The organism is Brevundimonas sp. KH_060, from assembly GCF_057838275.1.
Window position 1 is genome coordinate 2265728 of the sequence record NZ_CM174463.1, and the last position, 19468, is coordinate 2285195.

A 19468-nucleotide genomic window follows, 5' to 3' on the forward strand; every position below is an offset into this window, starting at 1 on the left:
AACCTTAACGCGAGACCGCCGTCGTTAACAATTTAAAGCGCCACAATAAGGCCGCAAGCGAAGCGCGAACTCTGTTCCGTGGGTGCTGGGGAGGGCCTGCGACAGGAGGCGCGTAAGTCATGATGATGCGTATCGCCGGCGGCCACGGCGTGGTCAGCCCCCTCGATTTCCAACAACGCAAGAAGCCCCTGCCCCGATGGGTGTGGGCGATGATCGGCGCCTCGGCTCTCGCGCACGTCGGCGCCGGCGTCTGGCTGTATCAGCAACGTTTCGAATTGGCCGATATCCCGCCTGCGCCGACAGAAACGCCGCCCACCATCATCGATCTGATCCGGCCACCGCTGCCGCCCAAGCCTGAGACGCCGCCAAAGGCTTCGCCCGCGCCGACGCCGCCGATCCATCGGCCGGCGCAGGTCATGCCCAGCGATGTCGCTCCGCTGGAAATTCCGATCGCCCCTGTCGTCAGCCATGACGCCGGGCCGGCCATCAACCTGACGGAACCGGCGGCCGAACCTTCGACGGGAACCACGGTCACGCCCGAACCGCCCAAGCCCGTTCCCGTCATCACCCAGCCCGACTGGGTGCGGAAACCGACGGCGGACCAACTGATGCGGGCCTACCCCTCGGCAGCCGAGGCGCGTGGGATCGGCGGCGTGGCCGAACTGTCCTGCCTGGTGCGGGTGGACGGCAGCCTGACCAGCTGCTCGGTCACATCCGAGACGCCGGGCAATCAGGGCTTCGGCCGTGCGGCGGTGAGCCTGAGCCGCTACTTCCGCCTCAGCCCGCGCACAGTGGACGGTCAGGCGGTCGACGGCGCCCGCGTCACCATGGCCATCCGCTTCGACCTGCCTAAGGACTAAAGGAACCGCGAGGGATGGAGGGTCGGCTCGGCGACGGGCCGGCCCTCTGTCGCATCGGCGACGACGGCGCCGATCAGCGGCCCCAGCAGCCATCCGTTGCGGCGCGGCCCCAGCGCGACATACAGACCCGTCGTCGCCTGCCCCGCGATCGGCAGGCCGTCCGGCGTCGTTCCCCGCACCCCCGCACGCCAGTCGATCGTCAGAGGACGCGGCGTCTGACCCAGCACCGTCCATGCAGCCGCCAACATGGCCTCGCAACGCGCCGCGTCAGGAACCACCGAACGCTCGCCCGGCTCCATAGTCGCCCCGATCACGCTGCCCTCGCCCATTGGCGCGACATAGGCGCCCGGCCCGCGCACGACGTGGACAACCAGCTTCTCCCTCACCAGACCGATCTGTCCGCGAATGGGGGCGATGCAGGCGACGGCCGCCTGCGCTTCGAGCGGCAGGCCTTCCAGCGCCGGATCAGCGCCGGTAGCCAGAATCACATGATCGCCGCGCACAGCGCCCGCCGTCGTCTGGACCCGCCAGCCCTGCCCGTCGCGCACCACGCCCTGCGCCCGCGCCGCGACCACCGTCACACCCTGCGCCAGCGCCGTCAGCGCCTGAGGCGGATCGACCTTCGCATCCTCATGCGTCGTCAGGCGCGCCGAGGCGGCGTCATACTGATGCTGAAAACCCAGCGCCGCCATCCGCGCCGCCAGTTCGGCGACGTCGCCGCCGCGCCACTCGGCCATATCGCCATACAGGCGCACGCCCGTCGCTCCGGCGAAGGCGGGCCACAGATCGCGCGCGCGGCGCAGAACCTCGGCCGCCTCGAGCGACAGGCCGTCGATGGCGCATTCCATGGCGGGCGCGATCATGCCCGCCGCCACGGCCGAGGCGTTGACGCCGCCCGGATCGACCACCGCCACGCGGCGCCCGCGTCGTCTCAGCTCCGCCGCAGCGCACAGGCCCAGAGCGCCCGCGCCGATGACCACGGCGTCGAAGGAAGGTTCGGGAGAATTGAAAAGGGGCACGGGAAGTCCTTCGACCTCCCGCGCCCCGATTTCAACTGTTGAGGACGGTCTTTTATTCAGCCGCCAGCTTGGCCGCGCGCGCCTCTTCCAGACGCTTGGTCAGGGCGACGTGCTGGCCCCACAGGGCCTTAGGCAGGCGATCGCCGAACTTCTCGTAGAAGGCGGGGATCAGGGCGGCTTCCTCGGTCCAGACGTCGGCGTCGACGTCCAGCAGGATCTGCAGGTCGGCGTCCGTCAGCGTCAGACCCGACAGGTCCAGCGCAGCCTTCGACGGCACGCGGCCGACCGGGGTGTCCACTGCCTCGGCCTGGCCTTCCAGGCGCTCGAGGATCCACTTCAGCACGCGGGCGTTGTCGCCGAAGCCCGGCCAGACGAACTTGCCTTCGTCGTTCTTGCGGAACCAGTTGACGAAGAACAGACGCGGCAGCTTCGACGCATCCGACTTCTCGCCCATCTTCAGCCAGTGGCCGAAATAGTCGCCCATGTTGTAGCCGCAGAACGGCAGCATGGCGAAGGGGTCGCGGCGCAGCTCGCCGACCTTGTTTTCGGCGGCGGCGGTGCCTTCCGAGGCCACGGTCGAACCCATGAAGACGCCGTGCTCCCAGTCGAAAGCTTCCGTCACCAGCGGCACGGCCGAGGCGCGACGGCCGCCGAACAGGATGGCGTCGATCGGCACGCCCGCGGGGTCTTCCCACTCAGGCGCGATCGACGGGCACTGACCGGCCCAGACGGCGAAGCGCGAGTTCGGGTGGGCCGCAGGCTCGCCCGAAGCCGGATCGTGCGGCTGGCCCTTCCAGTTGGTCAGGCCTTCCGGCGCTTCCTTCGACAGGCCTTCCCACCAGACGTCGCCGTCAGCGGTCAGGGCCACGTTGGTGAAGATGGTGTCGCGCGTCAGGGTCTCGAGCGCGTTCTTGTTGGTGTTGCGGCTGGTGCCCGGCGCCACGCCGAAGAAGCCCGCTTCCGGGTTCACGGCGTACAGGCGACCGTCGTCGCCGAAACGCATCCAGGCGATGTCGTCGCCGACCGTCTCGGCCTTCCAGCCGTCCAGCGCCGGTTGCAGCATGGCCAGGTTGGTCTTGCCGCAGGCCGAGGGGAAGGCCGCCGCGACGTATTTGGACACGCCTTCGGGGCTGGTCAGCTTGAGGATCAGCATGTGCTCGGCCAGCCACCCCTCGTCGCGGGCCATGATCGAGGCGATGCGCAGGGCGTAGCACTTCTTGCCCAGCAGGGCGTTGCCGCCGTAGCCCGAGCCGTAGGACCAGATTTCGCGCGTCTCGGGGAAGTGGACGATCCACTTGTCGTCGTTGCAGGGCCAGGCCACGTCGGCCTGACCTTCAGCCAGCGGGGCGCCCAGGGTGTGAACGGCGGGGACGAAGACGCCGTCGGCGCCCAGCATGTCCAGCGCGCCCTTGCCCATGCGGGTCATGACGCCCATCGACACGGCCACATAGCCGCTGTCGGTGATCTCGACGCCCAGGGCGGAGATCTTGGAGCCCAGCGGGCCCATGCAGAACGGCACCACATACATGGTGCGGCCCTTCATGCAGCCGTCGAACAGGCCATCCAGACGGGCGCGCATCTCGACCGGATCGGACCAGTTGTTGGTCGGGCCGGCGTCGGCGGCGTCCTGTGAGCAGATGAAGGTGCGGCTCTCGACGCGGGCCACGTCCTTGGGGTCCGAGGCGGCGTAGTAGCAGCCGGGGCGCTTGGCTTGATCCAGCTCCTTCAGCGTGCCCTTGCCGATCAGATCGGCGACGATGGCGGACTTCTCGGCGTCCGAGCCGTCGCACCAGTGAACACGGTCAGGCTTGGTCAGGGCGGCGATCTGCTCCACCCAGGCGACGAGGCCCTTGTGTTCAGTCGGCGCCGGATGGAGACCGGGAATCGATTGCGTCACGTCTTGCTCTCCTGAAGCTGCGCGCAGCGATCTGTCGTCGCCGTCACGCCATAAGCTGATCACGCTGTGTAACGGGGGCCAATGAACCCGACGGGACGTTAGGTCAACCGCTGCACGTTTCATTCCCCCGTTATCCGGGTCGGACCATCCACACGCACATTTAAATCGTCAGAGCGTGTCCCAAGGGCTATCTCCTTCGGAGTGAAGACGATGGATTCTGTAAAGTCGACGCCGGACGGCGCGCCGAGCGCCCTGATCTCGCCTGCGGCCGAGCGCAACAGCGCGGCCATATTGGAGGTGCTGCGCGCCCACCTGCCCGTGCGGGGCCGGGTGCTGGAGATCGCCGCCGGATCGGGCCAGCACGCGGTCGCCTTCGCAACCGCCCTGCCCGGCCTGGAATGGACGCCCAGCGATCCCAGCGCGGAGGCGCGGGCCAGTATCGAGGCGTGGCGGGCGAAAACAGGCGCGGCGAACCTGCGGCCCGCACAGGCGGTCGACATGCTGGATGACGCCACCTGGCCGAGCGCGCCGTTGGACGCCGTCGTCTGCATCAACATGATCCACATCAGCCCGTGGTCGGCGGCCGAAGGCCTGATGCAGCTTGCGGAGCGGTCGCTGACGCGCCCCGGCGGCCTGCTGTATCTATACGGCCCCTATCGCGAAACCGAGGTTCCGCTGGCGCCGTCCAACGCCGCCTTTGACGTCAGCCTCAAGGCCCGCGATCCGGCCTGGGGCCTGCGCGACCGGGGCGAGGTCGAAGCGCTCGCCCGGTCGCATGGCCTGGCCCTGACGCTGCGGCGAACCATGCCCGCCAACAATCTGAGCCTGATCTTCCGCCGGATTTAGATGGCGGCGACCACAGCCGTCAGTTCGGCGCGGTCATTCAGCAGGGCGACCTTGCCGTCACGGAAGGCCGCACCCGGCGCATCAACCGTTTCGCCAAAGATTTCAGCCGCCAGAGCAACGCCGTCGGCGAAGGCCAGAACCGGCAGGCCCTGCGCCTTGGCCAGGTTCAGCAACGCCTTGACCTGCACCAGACCGGCTTCATCCAACACGCCGCCCGGAACCACCACGCCCTGAACCCGACCGCCGCTGATGTCGTCAGCCGTCGCCGTCGCCAGAACCGTCAGACCGCCGGACACCAGGCTGCCCTCGCCCGTCGAGATCGGAGCCAGGGAAACGCCTTCAAAGCGAAGCGCGGTTTCCATGTCGCCCAGTTCGCCGAAGTCCATGCTCTTGCGCATGATCAAACCGAAGCGCAGGCGGGTTGGCGTGGGGCGGTTGCCGTATTGGCGAGAACGGGGGGCGGTGGCAGACTTGCTTTGAGCGTACAAAACGTCTCCTTCAAAGGTTATCGATCAATATTCGTTGACGACTTAAAGATATCGCCACGCCCTGCACGCCGAAATCCGACCAGACACGGCAAACGTCGCAATCCGAATCGATCGGAAGCGAATGCGTCAAAATCATCAGGGTGACTGCTGATATAGGCTTATGATGCTCAAGGTCAACTTGGCGACGAAAACGTGACCTGAACCGCTCTCGCGGAAAATCTGGTGTGAGGCGCGACGGCGGCGGCCTTGCCTGAAGGCGCGCGCCCGCCCTACACAGCCGGTCGCATCGCAGAGAGTCAGTCCGGCCATGGCCTTCACCCGCACCTATGACGGCGACGAACCCGTCCGCATCAACAAATGGCTGGGCCAGACCGGCGTCTGTTCACGCCGCGAGGCCGAGGGTCTGATCGCCGAGGGGCTGGTCAGCATCGACGGCGAAGTGGTGCGCGACGCAGGCCGCAAGATCGAGCCGGGCCAGACCCTGACGCTGAACGACACGGGCGAGGCCGCCCTGGCGGCAGGCGTCGCCATCCTGCTGCACAAGCCGGTCGGCTATGTCTCTGGCCAGCCCGAGCCGGGCAAGGTTCCCGCCGTGCGCCTGTTGACCACGGCCAACAAGGTCGGCGAAGGCGAAACGCCAAAGCGCGACGCCTCCCTGCCCCCGATCGGACGGCTGGACGAGGATTCGCGCGGGCTTCTGATGCTGTCGTCGGACGGGGTAGTGGCCAAGGCGGTGATCGGGCCGCAGTCGGATCTGGACAAGGAATACCTGGTCCGCGTCGCCGGCGCGGTGACGGAAGCCAAGCTGTCCCAACTGCGCCACGGCCTGGAACTGGACGGGCGTCAGCTGAAGCCCGCCCGCGTCACCCAGATGGAGCCGCAACGCCTGCGCTTCATCCTGCGAGAAGGCCGCAACCGCCAGATCCGCCGGATGTGCGAACTGGTCGGGCTGGACGTCGTCGACCTCTACCGCATCCGCATCGGCCCGGTGAAGCTGGGCGACCTGCCCGAAGGCCGCTGGCGGATGCTGACGGCGGACGAGCGCGCGGCGCTGATCAAAGGCTGAGCGCCTATATCCCTGCTCATCCTCGCGGAGGCGGGGATGAGCGGTAGAAAACTTATCGCAGCGCTTCAAACCACCGCTGCAGCAGGGTCGCTTCGGCCCGGTGGGCGGCGGTGCGGACAGCCGCCTCCTCGTCCACGCCCCAGCGCTCCTCGGTGAAGGCTTCGTCCAGACGCGACAGGTCCAGCGCCGCATCACCTGCCAGCGCCCCGCGCTGCACCGCCAGCCCCAGCACCGCCGAGCCGAACAGCGGAACCGCCGTCGCCAACCCGGTCAGGGCGAAATCGTCCATCTCCAGCGCCAGCGCCTCAACGCGCGCTAGAGCCTCCGGCGCCTGCGGCCGATGGATGATCCCCTCGACCGTATGCAATTCGACGCCCAGTTCGCGCGCAGCCCAGTCGCGCCACGGCCCCCATTCCGCCTGCTGGCGCTCGATCAGACCCGACGGCGTCTCGGCCAGATAGCAAAGCACGTCCGACCCGGCGTAGCGGGCGATCTCTTCGGCCACCGGGCCGCGCGTCTGGCTCACCCGGTCGATGGCGGTCGAGGCCAGACGGGTGGCGGGCATGGTCCCCGGCATCAGATGCTCGCCCTGCGCATTCCACTCGTCGGCCACGAGGCGAGCCGCCGCCTCGGTCGGCAGAACAATGGCGTTTCCGGCCGGCGTCTTGGGCGCCCGGCCGTCCAGTAGAACGATCCAGCCGCCGTCGCGCGCCTCGACCTCTGCGGCCTTCCAGAAACGCTTGATGCGCTCTTCGGATTCGCGAAAGCCCTTCTGGGCGGCGACGTTGGGATCAAGCGAAGGAATATGGGACATGGCGGACTTCTAGGCGAAAAGCTTGGTCGAGGCGAAACGATCGAGCGCCGCCTCAAGGTCGGGAAAATCGTCGGCGATGTGCAGCGCACCCGCAGCCGCCTGTTCCTCCACCGTGTGGAAGCCCCAGCCGACACCCAGCGGATGCACCCCCGCCGCCACGGCCATGGCGCTGTCGTGGCTGGTGTCGCCGATCATGACGGTCGAGGCGATGTCGGCCCCGCAGGCGGTCATGGCGGCGCGCAGCATGGCCGGGTCCGGTTTGCCCGGCCCGTCCTCGGCGCAGTGGCTGGACAGGAACAGATCGCTCCACTCGGGTCGCGCCAGATTGCGGGCCACGCCGCGCCGGTTCTGGCCGGTCGCCAGCGACAGACGCCAGCCGTCGCGCTTCAACCGTCGCAGCGTCTGCATCACGCCGGGATAGAGCGGCTCCTCATGGCCCGCCTCATACATCCGGCGGAAGCTGGCCTGGAAGGCGGCGACGAAATCGGCCAGCTCGGCGTCCGTCAGCGAGGGCTCCAGCACGTGCAGGGCGTGATGCAGGCTCAGGCCGACGATCTGACGCACCCGGTCATATTCGGGCTCAGGCAAGCCCAGCGCCTGAGCCGCCTCGCAGGCTGCGCGATGGATGGAGGCCCGGCTGTCGACCAGGGTGCCGTCGATGTCGAAGACGGCGAGCGGAGCATTGGAGGCGGTCATATCAGGCAGGCACAATGTCAAAGGCGACGGACAGGCGCGGCTGGTCGCCGCTAAAGGGCACGGTGCCGTGCCACAGGCAGGACGGGAACAGCACCAGCTTGCCCGGCTCCGGCTTCTCATACCGCAGCGGCTCCAGCGGCGGCGAGGTGGGGAACGGCGGCTGGCCCAGCGCCAGCCAGCCTTCGCGCCCGCCGGCTTCGACCACCGGCGGCACCTCGATGTAGCAGGCCGATGAATACCAGCCCTTGGGGTGGATATGGTGTTCGTGGAAACCGCCTGGCGCCAGCCGAACGGACCAACAGCCCTTCAATCGATAGCTTCCAGAGTTTCGGACGCGAACAGGATCCTCGCCCTGCCCCAACCGCGCCAGATGACGGCGGATCGGCCCGTCGATGGCGGTGAAGAAGGCGCGGATGACCGGGTCGTCGACCAGGGTCAGGTCCACCGGCGTCTGCGTCCCGTGCCGCAAGCTCTGGCCCAGCGGATGGTTCTGATAGGCGTGTTGCGCCAGCAACGCCGCCCTGAGGTCGGCCAGATAGGCGGCGAGATCGTCCCAGCCGGGCGGCGTATCGATGGTCACGGCGCCGACCAAGCCGTCCATATCGTCCAACCCCAAGACGTCCGCCTGCCCCTTCAGGCGGCTGGCCGTGGCGTGCAGAGCCAGAACCTTCTGATCCGGGATGGGCGCGGCCAACAACTGGCGCAGGATCTCCAGCGCTCCATCGCGATCACCGGAGGCGATCATGGCCTCGGCCAGACTGGTCCACGGTTCGAGCGTGTTCGGCGCCGCCTGTGTCGCCGCGCGCGCGTGATCCACGGCCAGCGCCGGATCGAACTTCAACGCCAGTTGGCCTGCCGCCATCTCGACCATGGCGGCTTGTACGCCGCCGTCGCGCGCGCGGCGGGTCAACTCGCCCCAGGCCTCACGCGGATCGGCGCCGCCATACATCAAGACAACCGCCAGACAGGTCAGCAGTTCAGCATCAGTCGGCGCGAGCTTGAGCGCGTCCAGGACCGGCGCCGCCGCAGCCTCACGACTTTCGCCGCGCATCCAGATCAGTTGCGCCAGTTCCCGCACGGCGTCCCCATAGACAGGTCGACGCTTCAAGGCCTGGCGATAGGCGTCGTCCGCCTCATCATGACGCGCGCAAGCAGACAGGGAGCGGGCCAGAACCAACCAGGTCTCAGGCGCATCGCCGCCGTTGGCGAAGGCCCGCCGCGCCGCCTCGACGGCCTCGATGTTGCGGCCCGTGTCGCCCAGAGAACTGGCCAGATTATGCTGCGCGACGATGCTGCCGGGCGCGGCGGCCGCCTGGGCGCGGCGGATGACCAGCGCCTCCTCCTTGCGGTCCAGCGCCTTCAGAAGATCCACCTGAAACGACTGAACGCCCGCCCGCTCTCCCGGCGCCGCCTGCTCCAGCACGGCCAGGGCGCCCGGCAGGTCGCCCTGCTGGGCCAGCGCCTGGGCGCGCTGAAGCCGCATCTGGACCGCCGCGCCTGTGTTCATCGCATCCGCCGCACGCCCTCGAAGGGATCTTCGTCGGCCTCGTCCTCGGAGAAGCCGAAGTGGTTGAAACCGGCCTTCATCTCGGGGCTGAGCGGGGCTTCGACGATCAGCTTGCCGCCGCCGGGGTGATCCAGTTCGATGCGGCGGGCGTGAAGCTGCAGCTTCAGCGGGCCGGACAGTTCGCGCGACTTGTCGTCGCCGTATTTGGGATCGCCCAGGATGGGGTGGCCGATGGCGGCCATGTGGGCGCGCAACTGGTGCGTCCGGCCCGTGAAGGGGCGCAGCGCCATCCAGGCCGCACGGTGGGCGGCGCGGCTGACAGTGGCGAAGGCGGTCTCGGCCGGTTCGCCCTTGGGGTCCTTGGGCTCGGCCGGGCGCATCATCTCGAAGTCGTTGATGCCGGTCTTCTTCAGCGCCATGTCGATCTGCCCGGCCGAAGGCTTGGGGTTGCCGATGACGATGGCCCAATAGGTCTTCTTGGCCTGACGGCGGGCGAAGGCCCCGGCCAGACGCTTGGCCGCCTCCGGCCCCTTGCCCAGCAGCAGCACGCCCGAAGTGTCGCGGTCCAGACGGTGAACCAGACGCGGCCGGTCCATCCCCTCGCCCCAGGCCGACAACAGACGGTCGACGTGCTTGGTCGTCTTGGTCCCGCCCTGCACGGCCAGACCGTGCGGCTTGTTCAGGGCGATGACCATGTGATCTTCATAGAGCACCAGCGACTTGGCGTAGGCCACGTCGCGCTCGGTCAGTTCGTGCAGGTCGCCGGGCTTGCGCGGATTGGCGTCGGGCAGCGGCGGTACGCGCACGGCGGCGCCGGCGGTCAGGCGGTCCTGCGGCTTGACGCGCGAGCCGTCGACGCGGATCTGGCCGCTGCGGGCCATCTTCTCGACCTGGATATGGGTCAGGTGCGGCCAGCGCCGCTTGAACCAGCGATCCAGGCGGATGTCGTCTTCATCCTCGGCGACATAGAGGGTCTGGACTTCACGGCTCATGCGCCCACTCCGGTAAACAGTTTGCGCGCGATCATCAGGCCGACGAACAGAGCGGCGATGGCGAGAACCACCGAACCCGCCGCATAAACGAAAGCCGAGACGATTTCACGGCGTTCGATCATCAGAGCCGCTTCCAGTGAAAAGGCCGAAAAGGTCGTGAAGCCGCCCAGCACGCCGACGGCGGCGAACAGGCGGATGCTCTCCTGCCCCGCGCCTGCCTTCAGCGCCAGCCAACCGGCCAGCAGCCCCATCAGCAAACCGCCCGCGACATTGGCGCTCAAGGTCGCCCACGGCCAGGCCGCGCCAGGCGCCAGACGGCCCACGGCCAGCCCCAGCCCATAGCGCGCCATCGCCCCCAGGCCGCCGCCGATCGCAACCAGCAAGAAGTGTGTCATGCTGGCGGCTTATACTGTTCCGACCTCATTTGCGAAGGCCGCCATGCACGACCTTGTCCTCGCCATCCTGCATCACCTGCTGTTCCTGGGCCTGATCGTCATGCTGGCGTCGGAACTGGCCCTACTGCGCACGCCGGAACCGCCCCTGAAACGGCTGGCCAGACTGGACGCGGGCTATGGCGTCACGGCCCTGCTGATCGTGCTGGTCGGGGTCGGACGGGTGATGGGCGGCAAGGGCTGGGCCTTCTATGAAGCCAACCCCTTCTTCTGGGCCAAGATCGCGACCTTCGCCCTGATCGGCCTGATCTCGATCCGGCCGACGCTGGCGATCCTGAAATGGCGCAAGGCCGCGCGGGCCGCGCCCGGCTATGTCCCGCCCCAGGCCGAGCTGACCGCCGCGCGTCGCGCGATCGGTCTGGAGATTCTGCTGCTGGTTCCGCTTCTGGCCTTCGCCGCCGCGATGGCGCGCTGGCCGTTCTAGGCCCTACAGGCGCGGACGGATGGCGTCCTGAACCCCACGCGCGTCATAGGCTTCCGGACGATCCGGGCGTTGGCCGCGCCCCATGACGATCTCCAGCGTGGTCGAGGTCGGCTGCGGCCCGCTGAGATCGAAGCCCAAGCCGACGCCGACGCCCGAGGTGGACCAGCCGCCGTAACGCCCCGTGCCGGCGCCGATGGAGACGCTGGGCCGCACGCCGCCCGCGCTGTCGGGGCGGCCGTCGATCCAGCGCTGCGTCACCTCGAACCAGTCGTAGCCCAGCTCGGTCGTCAGTTGAGCGGCGCGGAACAAGGCCATGTCCGCCACCGGACCGGGCGCGCCGACGCCGTTGTAGCTGACGCGGAAACGGTCACGCTCGATCTGCTGCTCGGAATAGCCCTGACCGTTCGGGCCCATCTGACGACCGTAGGGCGCCAGGCTGGCGCAGGCCGTAAGGGCCAGGGCCGAGACGGCGATCGTGACGATGGCGAGGCGTTTCATGCGCGTGTCTCCCACGCCCGAACAGCGCACGGGCGAGCTGGATTGTTCCGCGGTGAAGCTGAACAGGGGATGAAGCCCCTACAGCCCCGCCGCCGCGCGTAGGGCCGCGAAATCCTCCGGCTCAGGCGCCTCGACCGTCACACGGCCTCCGTCGGGATGGGGAAAGCTCAGCTTGGCCGCGTGCAGCATCAGGCGCGGCGCCGCGCGCCCGGCGAAGGTCAGGGCGCCGCCATAGCGGACATCGCCGACCAGAGGACGACCGATGGAGGCCATGTGGACCCGGAGCTGGTGCATCCGTCCCGTCTCCGGCGACAATTCGACCACCGCCCCGTCCTGACTGGAGGCCAGGGTGCGATAGCCGCTGGCCGCGCCTTGCGCGCCCGGCGCGTCGAACGCCACGACCCGCATATAGCTTTCACGACCGATCTCTTCACGGCGCAGGGCGGACGTGATCCGGCCGGACTTGGGCTCCGGCGCTGCCGCGACCAGCGCCAGATAGGTCTTCTGGAACTTGCGCATCTGCATCGCCTTGCCGAAGAAGCCGGCGGCGGGCTTGGTCTTGGCGGCCAGGATGACGCCTGAGGTGTCGCGGTCCAGACGGTGCACCAACTCCGGCCGCTTGCCGTTCGATCGGGCGAAGGCCCACAGCAGATCGTCCAGAGTGTTCGCCTGGATGCGGCCGCCCTGGCTGGACAGGCCCGACGGCTTGTTGAAGGCGATCAGATGCGCGTCTTCATGCACCACCCACGAACGGACGGCGGCGATTTCATCTTCGGTCAGGGAAACTGGCTGGCGGGTATTCACCCGCCGAGCCTTTAGCCGAGCGCGTCCCGCTTCGCCATGCCCATCAGGCTCGCGGTTAGCGGATCAGGCCTTTGCGGCGCGCCCAATGGGCGTAGGCGATCTGGATGACGAAGATCAGGGTGACGACCAGGGTGAAAACCACCCCGCCCGTACCGATGACTTCGCGGCCATTGCTCAGCGCCAGCACATAGACAGCGTGCGCCAGCATGGCAATCAGGCCCGCGACGAAGGCGTTGAACGCCAACTTCCGCCGAAGCAGCAGCATCAGCGCGCCCAGCAGGCCGCACCACACCGCCACGCCGAAGGCCACATCGGTCCACATCGGCGCCGAGCGCAGATAGGCAACCTGTTCCATCGTCAGCGCGCTCCAATAGGCGGCGGCCCCCGTCACCTTCTGGTACCACTGCCAGACGCCGACGCCGTTCCAGAGCACCGAGGCTGCGGCGATGGCCCACAGGTGCCACGGCGCCGCAGCGCGCTTCGAAATATCGACCATCATTCTTCCCCCCAGGGCCTTGAGAGCCGAAAACTACGCTGAAATAGATCGCTGCAACAAGGGCTTCGGCCTGCCCTTCAGACGATCACGCCGCGTCGGCTCATCCAGGCGCAATAAGCGGTCTGAACGACCAGAACAGCGATGATGACCAGGCCGAACGCGACGCCCGCGGGCCCCATGATCTCGCGCCCATTGCTCATGAAATGGATGTAGGCTGTGTCCGCCAGCATGGCGATCAGGGCGACGGCGAACACTATCGTCGCCTGGCGCCGCCGAAACAGCAGCAGCACCGCCGCCAGCAGCCCGCCCCAGAAGGCGATGCCGACCGCGACATCGGTCCACAACGGCACGGCGCGCAGATAGGCCGCCTCGGCGGGGGTCAGGCTGCTCCAATAGGCCGGATCGCCTGTCACCTGCAGCGTCCACTGCCAGACGAAGAGGGCGTTCCACAGGAAGGACAACACGCCGACCAGCCACAGGTGCCAGGGCGCCGATATACGCCGCAGAACATCGACCATTGCCGCCTCCGCAGTTTGCAGGCTCAGCCTACGCCCGACGGGTCGCTACGACAATGAACGTCGTTCAGTCAAAATAAAGAGCGCCCGTCGCTACTACTTGGCGTCCTGCGCCCGTTCCCGCATCGCGGCCCAGCGCTCCAGGCGCGCCTTGACCTTCTCCTCGTGCCCCTCGCCCTTGGGCTTGTAGAAGGTGCGCCGCTCCATCTCGTCGGGGAAGAAGTTCGCGCCGGAGAAGCCCTCGGGCGTGTCGGGGTCGTATTGATAGCCCTTACCGTAACCGAGCTGCTTCATCAGCTTGGTCGGGGCGTTGCGGATATGGGCGGGCGGCATCAGGGAGCCGGTCTCGTGCGCCGCGCGCTTGGCCGCCTTGAAGGCTTCGTAGACCCCGACCGACTTGGGCGCCGTAGCCAGATGGACCACGGCCTGAGCCAGCGCCAACTCCCCCTCGGGAGAACCGAGGAAATCGTATGTATCCTTGGCCGCATTGGCGACCAGGATGGACAGGGGGTCGGCCTGACCGATGTCCTCGACCGCCATGCGCACGATGCGGCGCGCCAGATAGAGCGGGTCTTCGCCCCCGTTCAGCATCCGCGCCAGCCAGTAGAGCGCCGCGTCCGGGTCCGATCCGCGCACCGACTTATGCAGGGCCGAGATGAGATTGTAGTGCTCTTCCCGCGACTTGTCGTAGGCGGGCGCGCGTTTCTGCAGCACGCCCGCCAGAGCCTGCACGTCCAGCGGCTCCACGTCCGTCAGGTCGAACAGAACCTCGGACATGGTCAGTAGATAGCGGCCGTCGCCGTCCGCCAGCGCCAGCATGGCCTGGCGCGCCTCAGGCGTCAGCGGCAGGGGCTTGTCCATCAGCGCCTCGGCCCGACCCAGCAGCAGGTCCAGCGAAGCGTCGTCCAACCGCTTCAGCACATAGACTTGGCTACGCGACAGCAAGGCGCCGTTCAGCTCGAAGCTGGGGTTTTCCGTCGTGGCGCCGACCAGGGTGACGATCCCCTCTTCGACGAAGGGCAGGAAGCCGTCCTGCTGAGCGCGGTTGAAGCGGTGGATCTCGTCGACGAACAGCAGGGTCTGTTGGCCCGCCGCCCGGCGCATCCGCGCGGCCTCGAACGCCTTCTTCAGGTCGGCGACGCCCGAGAAAACGGCGCTGATCGACTGGTATTCATAGCCCGCCGCCTTGGCCAGCAGGCGGGCGATCGTCGTCTTGCCCGTGCCCGGCGGCCCCCACAGGATCATGGAGCCCAGGCGCCCGGCCTCGATCATGCGGCGGATCGGCCCGCCCTCGCCCAGCAGATGATCCTGGCCCACCACCTGATCCAGCGCCTGCGGGCGCAGACGGTCGGCCAGGGGGGCGTCGGGGGGATGGATGCCGGAGGCTTCGAACAAATCAGTCATGGAACGCTCTAGATAGGCGTTCGTTCGGGCGACTGCACCCGCTACAACGTCTCGTTGAGGAGGAATCGCATGACTGAAGCCAAGCCTGACCAGGGACCGCGCGGCGGGGTGACGCCCCACCTGACCATTCCCTCGCGCGGGGCCGCCGCAGCGATCGAATTCTACGCCCGCGCCTTCGGGGCCGAGGAGGTCATGCGGATGCCGGCCGAGGACGGCGAGCGGCTGCTGCACGCCCATCTGCGCATCAACGGCGGCAGCATCATGCTGGCCGACGAATTCCCCGAATGGACCGGCGAGGCCGACATCAAACCCGTGGGCGTCAGCCTTCATCTTCAGGTCGACGACGCCGACGAGTGGTGGGGCCGCGCCCTGGTGAACGGCGCGATCCCGGTCATGCCGCTGGAGGACCAGTTCTGGGGCGACCGTTATGGCCAGGTGCGCGATCCGTTCGGCCACACCTGGTCCATCGGCGGACCGCTGAAGGGGTAACCACCCCTCTGCGGCGAACGCCGCGCCTTACGGCAGGCGGCCCGTCAGGCGGCGACCATTGCGAACGATGGTCAGTTCCGAACCCCGCTGCGCGCGGCCCAGGGCGGCGACCGTGGTGACGGCCCGGCCGTCGATCTGCACCACCAGATCGTTGGGGCGCAGGCCGATGCGAGCCGGGATGCTGTTGCGCTGCAAGCCCGTGACCACAACGCCGCTGGTGAAGGGATCCCCGCCCAGACGGTCGGCCAGCGCGGGGTTCAGCGCCACGCCCTGAAGCCCGGCCAGGGCGCCCTGCCCCACAACCGCGCCCTGCCCCGGATCAGCGTCGCCCGGCAGCGTCGAGACGCGCGCGTTCAGCGTCTGCGTCCGGCCGTCGCGCAGGACGGTCACGGCCACGGTGTCGTTCGGCGAGCGCGTACCGACGCGGAAGTTCAGACCGCCCTGATCATTGACCTCGGCTCCGTCGATGGCGGTGATGACGTCGCCTTGCTCAATGCCTGCGCGGGCGCCGGGGCCTCCGGCGTAGACGTCCGTGACCATCAGGCCCTGCGGCCGATCCAGCCCCAGGCTGCGCGCCATGTCAGAGCTGACCGAGTCGCCCTTGACGCCCAGCCAGGCGCGCTCGACCGACTTGGCGCCGCCGACAGCGGAATCCACCACGCGCTTGACCATGGCGGCCGGGACGGCGAAGCCCACGCCGCTGGACGAGCCGGTGCGCGAGAAGATGGCCGTGTTGATGCCGATCAGGTCGCCGTCCATATCGACCAGGGCGCCGCCCGAGTTGCCGGGATTGATCGGCGCGTCGGTCTGGATGAAGGAGCCGGAATCGCTGATGCCCGTCTCGGTCCGGTTCAGCGCCGAAATGATGCCGTTGGTCACGGTCTGACCGACGCCGAACGGGTTGCCGATAGCCAGGACCAGGTCACCGACCTGCTGCTGTTCCTGATCGTCGATGCGCAGGACCGGCAGGTCGCCGTCCAGGTTCTCAAGCTGCAGCACGGCGATGTCGGACCGCTCATCGGCCAGCAGCACCTTGGCCGGATATTCGCGCCGGTCGTTCAGGGTGACGCGGATTTCCTGCATGTTCTGGATGACGTGGTTGTTGGTCACCACGATCCCATCGGGGCGCACGATGACGCCCGAACCGATGGAGCCGGTCACACGCGACTGCGGTCCGCCGCCGAACAGTTCGAAGAAGGGATCGCGCACGCGCTGGACGCCGCGCGCGGAAATATTCACCACTGCGGGCGCGGCCTCGCGCACCACGGGGGCGAAGCTGGTCTTCAGCGAGCCGGCGTCGCGCGGGGCGACGCGGGGCTGTTCGGCGAAGACGCCTTCCTGCGCCTTGGAGGGCTGCGGCTGACCGCAGGCGGACAGGATCAGGGCGGCGGCGATGGCCAGTCTGGAAGTCTTCATCTCGTCCCGGTTCTACAAGCTTGGGCGTTGCACCCATTCCGCCTCGGCTTTTCGACAGGATCAAGGCCGTCGTTCAGTCCGGCGCGCGGCGGCGATCAAACGGGCGTGACCTCGTCCCGTTCCGCCCGTCGCGCGGTCAAGAAGCCGATCAGGGCGCCCAGAGCCAGCACGACAGAGGCCAGATAGAAGGCCAACCCCGGCTCGGACAGCAGGGCGTCGGCCGCAGCGGACACTGCGGGCAGCCCCCAATCCGACAACCAGGCCGCCGCCCGCCCGCCGCCCTCGCCCACGGACACCGAATAGATCCAGCCGAAGAACAGGGGCGAGGCCACCCCGGCGATGGAGGCGACGCTCATGTTCGCACCCTGAAGTTGCCCCTGCTCGCTCTCGCCGACGCGGCGGGTCATCAGGGACTGAAGCGTCGGCATGGCCAGACCCCACAGGGCGTTGGGGAACATGGCGACGATGAAGGCGACGCCCGTCGGCGCCCAACCCATCAGGGCGATGCCCACCGCCCCGCCGCACAGGCCGAAGATCATGGTCGCCCGGTCCCCGAACCGCTTGGACGCCGGGCCGACCAGCAGGCCTTGGACGATCATGTCCAGCGCCCCGACCATGGCCAGCAAGGCCCCGACCTGCCACGGCCCCCAGCCGTAGCGCAGCCCGGCATAGAGGACGAAGACCGCCGAAAACACATGGTGGGCGAAGTAGAGCAGGAAGTTCACGACCGCGAGGCCCGCCAGCTCAGCGTGGCGCTTCAGCAGGATCATGGCCCCGACAGGGTTGGCGCGCCGCCAGCTGAAAGGCATCCGCTTCTCCAGAGGCAGGCTCTCGGGCAAGATGAAAAGGCCGTACAGGAAGGCCACGCCCGACAGGGCGCCGGCCACCCAGAAGGGCACGCGCGGCCCGAACTCGCCCAGGAAACCGCCCAGCACCGGCCCCAGCACGAAACCGCCCGAGAAGGCCGCGCCGATCAGGCCATAGGCGCGGGCGCGTTTCTCGGGCTCGGTGATGTCGGCCATATAGGCGTAGATGGTGGTGAAGCTGGACGAGGTGACGCCCGCGATCAGACGCCCTACCGCCAGCCACCACAGGTTCGGCGCCAGCGCCATCAGCACATAGTCCGCCGCCAGTCCGGCGCAGCTGATCAGGATGACCGGGCGCCGACCATACTGGTCCGACAGCGAGCCGATCACCGGCGAAGCCAGGAACTGCATCCCCGCCCACAGGGCCACGAACACCCCGTTCAGCAGACCCGCGCGCGCGTTCGACCCGACGAATTCCTCGATCAGATGCGGCAGGACCGGGATGACGATCCCCATGGCCACGATGTCCAGCACCGCAGTCACAAGGATGAAGGCGATCGCCGCGCGGCGGACCTTGGGCTGATGCAGGGACATGAAGGCTCGCGGAGGTGGAGCGACGTTCTAGACGGCGCTGAGCGGCCGCGCGATCATTTTCCACTATTCGTCACCCTCGGGACCAGCCCGAGGGTGACGAGCGTTAGTGACCGGCTCAGCGCTGCGTCACCGGCAAAGTGTCGTTCGGATCACCGTCGCTGCGTGGGGCGGAGACGCCCAGAAGGCGGGCCAGGAAGGGCTGGACGTCGACGCTGTCCAGGTTCTGCAGTCGCCGTCCGGCGATGACTCCGGGACCGTGGGCGATGAAGATGGCCTGCATCTCGGGCGCGGCGTTGTCGTAGCCGTGGGCGCCGCCGGGCTTGGTCACAGGACGCGCACGGGTCGCCAGCAGCCAGCCCGGCTCGGAGGCGCAGACGATGGCCGAGACGCGCGGGTTGGAGCCGAGGACAAGGCGCGTTGGAATCTCGCTCTTGCGCCAGCAGTCCAGGTGCGGGCGCGAGCCCAGCAGGGCCTGTTCCACCTCGGCCTCGCGCCCGGCGACAGGGTTCAGGAAGGTGACGGGGCCGCCGTAGACGATCTGCACCGCCTCCGGATCGATGATGTCGTCCAGCACCGTCACGCGGTCGGGAGAGGTGGCCGCCATGCCGTGATCCGACACCACCACCAGGACGGTGTTCTCATACAGGCCCCGCGCCTTCAGCCCCTCGATCAGGCGACCGATGGAAGCGTCGACAGAGCGCATGGCCTCCAGTGTCTGCGGCGCGTCCGGGCCGTGGTGGTGGCCCATGGTGTCCACGATGTCGAAGTAGAGGGTGGTCAGGGCTGGGCGCTGGGCGGCGGGCAGGTCCAGCCAGGCCAGCACCTGATCCACGCGCGCGTCGCCGGTCATCGACTGGTCGAAGGGCGTCCAGTAGCTGGGCCGTACGCCGCGGATGTCGGCCTCCGACCCTGGCCAGAACATGGTAGCCGTCTTCACGCCCTGCCGCTCGGCCGAGACCCAGATCGGCTCGCCCTGGTCCCACCAGCGACGATCGGTGACCGCCTGCTTGTTGCCGAGCGAGAAGCGGCCCAGCTCGGCGTCGACCATGTTGTTGCCGACAATGCCATGGTGATCGGGATGCAGGCCCGTGACCAGAGTGTAGTGGTTGGGGAAGGTCACGCTGGGGAAGGACGGCTTCATCGGCCCCGACGCCCCCTCGGCCGCCAGTTGCGCCAGCACCGGCGTCGCTCCGCGCTGCAGATAATCCGCGCGGAAACCGTCGATGGAGATCAGGATGACGTTCGGCGCCTGGGCCGTCTCGACAGGCGGCGCGGGCGGCGTGGTGGCGCAGGCGGCGACGGCCAGCGTCAGAACGGCGACGCGCGCCAGCCCGAACAGACGATCAAACATGAGGGACTCCCGAAAGCGGCTTTTCGGGAATGTT

Annotated in this window: 21 protein-coding genes; 5 read left to right on the forward strand and 16 right to left on the reverse strand. The window is 68.2% G+C overall.

What is annotated here, in order from left to right:
* Positions 1-119: 119 nt before the first annotated feature.
* Positions 120-860: an energy transducer TonB family protein gene (locus AC3IPP_RS11165; protein ID WP_489149056.1), complete on the forward strand. Its 741-nt coding sequence runs from the start codon at positions 120-122 to the stop codon at positions 858-860.
* Here AC3IPP_RS11165 and AC3IPP_RS11170 read toward each other — a convergent pair.
* Together AC3IPP_RS11170 and AC3IPP_RS11175 are read right to left on the reverse strand one after the other, a co-directional pair.
* Positions 857-1879 (reverse strand): NAD(P)/FAD-dependent oxidoreductase, encoded by a 1023-nt coding sequence (locus AC3IPP_RS11170; RefSeq protein ID WP_489149057.1) that lies wholly within the window; start codon positions 1877-1879, stop codon positions 857-859. The genes AC3IPP_RS11165 and AC3IPP_RS11170 overlap by 4 nt on opposite strands.
* Before the next feature lie 52 nt (positions 1880-1931).
* Positions 1932-3776 carry a phosphoenolpyruvate carboxykinase (GTP) gene (locus AC3IPP_RS11175; RefSeq protein WP_489149058.1) on the reverse strand — a complete coding sequence of 615 codons (1845 nt, stop codon included), beginning with the start codon at positions 3774-3776 and terminating at the stop codon, positions 1932-1934.
* A 210-nt stretch (positions 3777-3986) separates the two neighbouring features.
* On the opposite strand from AC3IPP_RS11175, the gene AC3IPP_RS11180 reads away from it, so the two are divergent.
* Positions 3987-4622: a DUF938 domain-containing protein gene (locus tag AC3IPP_RS11180; protein ID WP_489149059.1), complete on the forward strand. Its 636-nt coding sequence runs from the start codon at positions 3987-3989 to the stop codon at positions 4620-4622.
* Here AC3IPP_RS11180 and AC3IPP_RS11185 read toward each other — a convergent pair.
* Positions 4619-5020 carry a hypothetical protein gene (locus AC3IPP_RS11185; protein WP_489149060.1) on the reverse strand — a complete coding sequence of 134 codons (402 nt, stop codon included), beginning with the start codon at positions 5018-5020 and terminating at the stop codon, positions 4619-4621. The genes AC3IPP_RS11180 and AC3IPP_RS11185 overlap by 4 nt on opposite strands.
* 397 nt (positions 5021-5417) lie before the next feature.
* On the opposite strand from AC3IPP_RS11185, the gene AC3IPP_RS11190 reads away from it, so the two are divergent.
* Complete coding sequence (locus AC3IPP_RS11190; RefSeq protein WP_489149061.1) at positions 5418-6176, forward strand: pseudouridine synthase; 759 nt, start codon at positions 5418-5420, stop codon at positions 6174-6176.
* 52 nt (positions 6177-6228) lie between these two features.
* On the opposite strand, the gene AC3IPP_RS11195 is transcribed toward AC3IPP_RS11190, so the two are convergent.
* Genes AC3IPP_RS11195 through crcB form a run of 5 tightly spaced genes read right to left on the reverse strand, consistent with a single transcriptional unit; the run spans position 6229 to position 10580 of the window.
* A complete protein-coding gene (locus AC3IPP_RS11195) occupies positions 6229-6990 on the reverse strand; it encodes an ATP12 family chaperone protein (protein WP_489149062.1) in 762 nt (253 codons plus the stop codon).
* A 9-nt stretch (positions 6991-6999) separates the two neighbouring features.
* On the reverse strand, positions 7000-7686 hold the full coding sequence (locus tag AC3IPP_RS11200) for an HAD-IA family hydrolase (RefSeq protein ID WP_489149063.1): 687 nt from the start codon (positions 7684-7686) through the stop codon (positions 7000-7002).
* 1 nt (position 7687) lies between these two features.
* On the reverse strand, positions 7688-9193 hold the full coding sequence (locus AC3IPP_RS11205; RefSeq protein WP_489149064.1) for a putative 2OG-Fe(II) oxygenase: 1506 nt from the start codon (positions 9191-9193) through the stop codon (positions 7688-7690).
* Entirely contained in the window at positions 9190-10185 is a 996-nt protein-coding gene (locus AC3IPP_RS11210) for an RluA family pseudouridine synthase (RefSeq protein WP_087139504.1), read from the reverse strand. The genes AC3IPP_RS11205 and AC3IPP_RS11210 overlap by 4 nt, the downstream gene beginning before the upstream one ends.
* Positions 10182-10580, reverse strand: a complete 399-nt coding sequence (gene crcB / locus AC3IPP_RS11215; RefSeq protein WP_489149065.1) for a fluoride efflux transporter CrcB — start codon at positions 10578-10580, stop codon at positions 10182-10184. The genes AC3IPP_RS11210 and crcB overlap by 4 nt, the downstream gene beginning before the upstream one ends.
* Before the next feature lie 43 nt (positions 10581-10623).
* Between crcB and AC3IPP_RS11220 the strand changes: the two genes are divergently transcribed.
* The gene (locus AC3IPP_RS11220) at positions 10624-11061 is read left to right on the forward strand and encodes a DUF2214 family protein (RefSeq protein ID WP_489149066.1); all 438 of its coding nucleotides are present in this window, start codon (positions 10624-10626) and stop codon (positions 11059-11061) included.
* 3 nt (positions 11062-11064) lie between these two features.
* Here AC3IPP_RS11220 and AC3IPP_RS11225 read toward each other — a convergent pair whose 3' ends face one another.
* The 5 genes from AC3IPP_RS11225 to AC3IPP_RS11245 form a co-directional block, all read right to left on the reverse strand.
* Positions 11065-11559 (reverse strand): CC0125/CC1285 family lipoprotein, encoded by a 495-nt coding sequence (locus tag AC3IPP_RS11225; RefSeq protein ID WP_087139507.1) that lies wholly within the window; start codon positions 11557-11559, stop codon positions 11065-11067.
* Between the two features lie 78 nt (positions 11560-11637).
* Positions 11638-12363 (reverse strand): RluA family pseudouridine synthase, encoded by a 726-nt coding sequence (locus tag AC3IPP_RS11230; RefSeq protein ID WP_489149067.1) that lies wholly within the window; start codon positions 12361-12363, stop codon positions 11638-11640.
* Between the two features lie 55 nt (positions 12364-12418).
* Positions 12419-12859 carry a hypothetical protein gene (locus AC3IPP_RS11235; protein WP_489149068.1) on the reverse strand — a complete coding sequence of 147 codons (441 nt, stop codon included), beginning with the start codon at positions 12857-12859 and terminating at the stop codon, positions 12419-12421.
* 77 nt (positions 12860-12936) lie between these two features.
* Complete coding sequence (locus tag AC3IPP_RS11240; RefSeq protein WP_489149069.1) at positions 12937-13377, reverse strand: hypothetical protein; 441 nt, start codon at positions 13375-13377, stop codon at positions 12937-12939.
* 93 nt (positions 13378-13470) lie between these two features.
* Positions 13471-14778, reverse strand: coding sequence for a replication-associated recombination protein A (locus AC3IPP_RS11245; protein ID WP_489149070.1), 1308 nt, complete (start codon positions 14776-14778; stop codon positions 13471-13473).
* Between the two features lie 69 nt (positions 14779-14847).
* Between AC3IPP_RS11245 and AC3IPP_RS11250 the strand changes: the two genes are divergently transcribed.
* The gene (locus AC3IPP_RS11250) at positions 14848-15267 is read left to right on the forward strand and encodes a VOC family protein (RefSeq protein WP_087139512.1); all 420 of its coding nucleotides are present in this window, start codon (positions 14848-14850) and stop codon (positions 15265-15267) included.
* A gap of 27 nt (positions 15268-15294) precedes the next feature.
* On the opposite strand, the gene AC3IPP_RS11255 is transcribed toward AC3IPP_RS11250, so the two are convergent.
* From AC3IPP_RS11255 to AC3IPP_RS11265, 3 genes are all read right to left on the reverse strand, one after another.
* On the reverse strand, positions 15295-16683 hold the full coding sequence (locus AC3IPP_RS11255) for a trypsin-like peptidase domain-containing protein (protein WP_087139513.1): 1389 nt from the start codon (positions 16681-16683) through the stop codon (positions 15295-15297).
* A gap of 95 nt (positions 16684-16778) precedes the next feature.
* Entirely contained in the window at positions 16779-18083 is a 1305-nt protein-coding gene (locus AC3IPP_RS11260; protein WP_087139514.1) for a TCR/Tet family MFS transporter, read from the reverse strand.
* A 115-nt stretch (positions 18084-18198) separates the two neighbouring features.
* Complete coding sequence (locus AC3IPP_RS11265) at positions 18199-19434, reverse strand: alkaline phosphatase family protein (RefSeq protein WP_489149071.1); 1236 nt, start codon at positions 19432-19434, stop codon at positions 18199-18201.
* Positions 19435-19468: the final 34 nt, after the last annotated feature.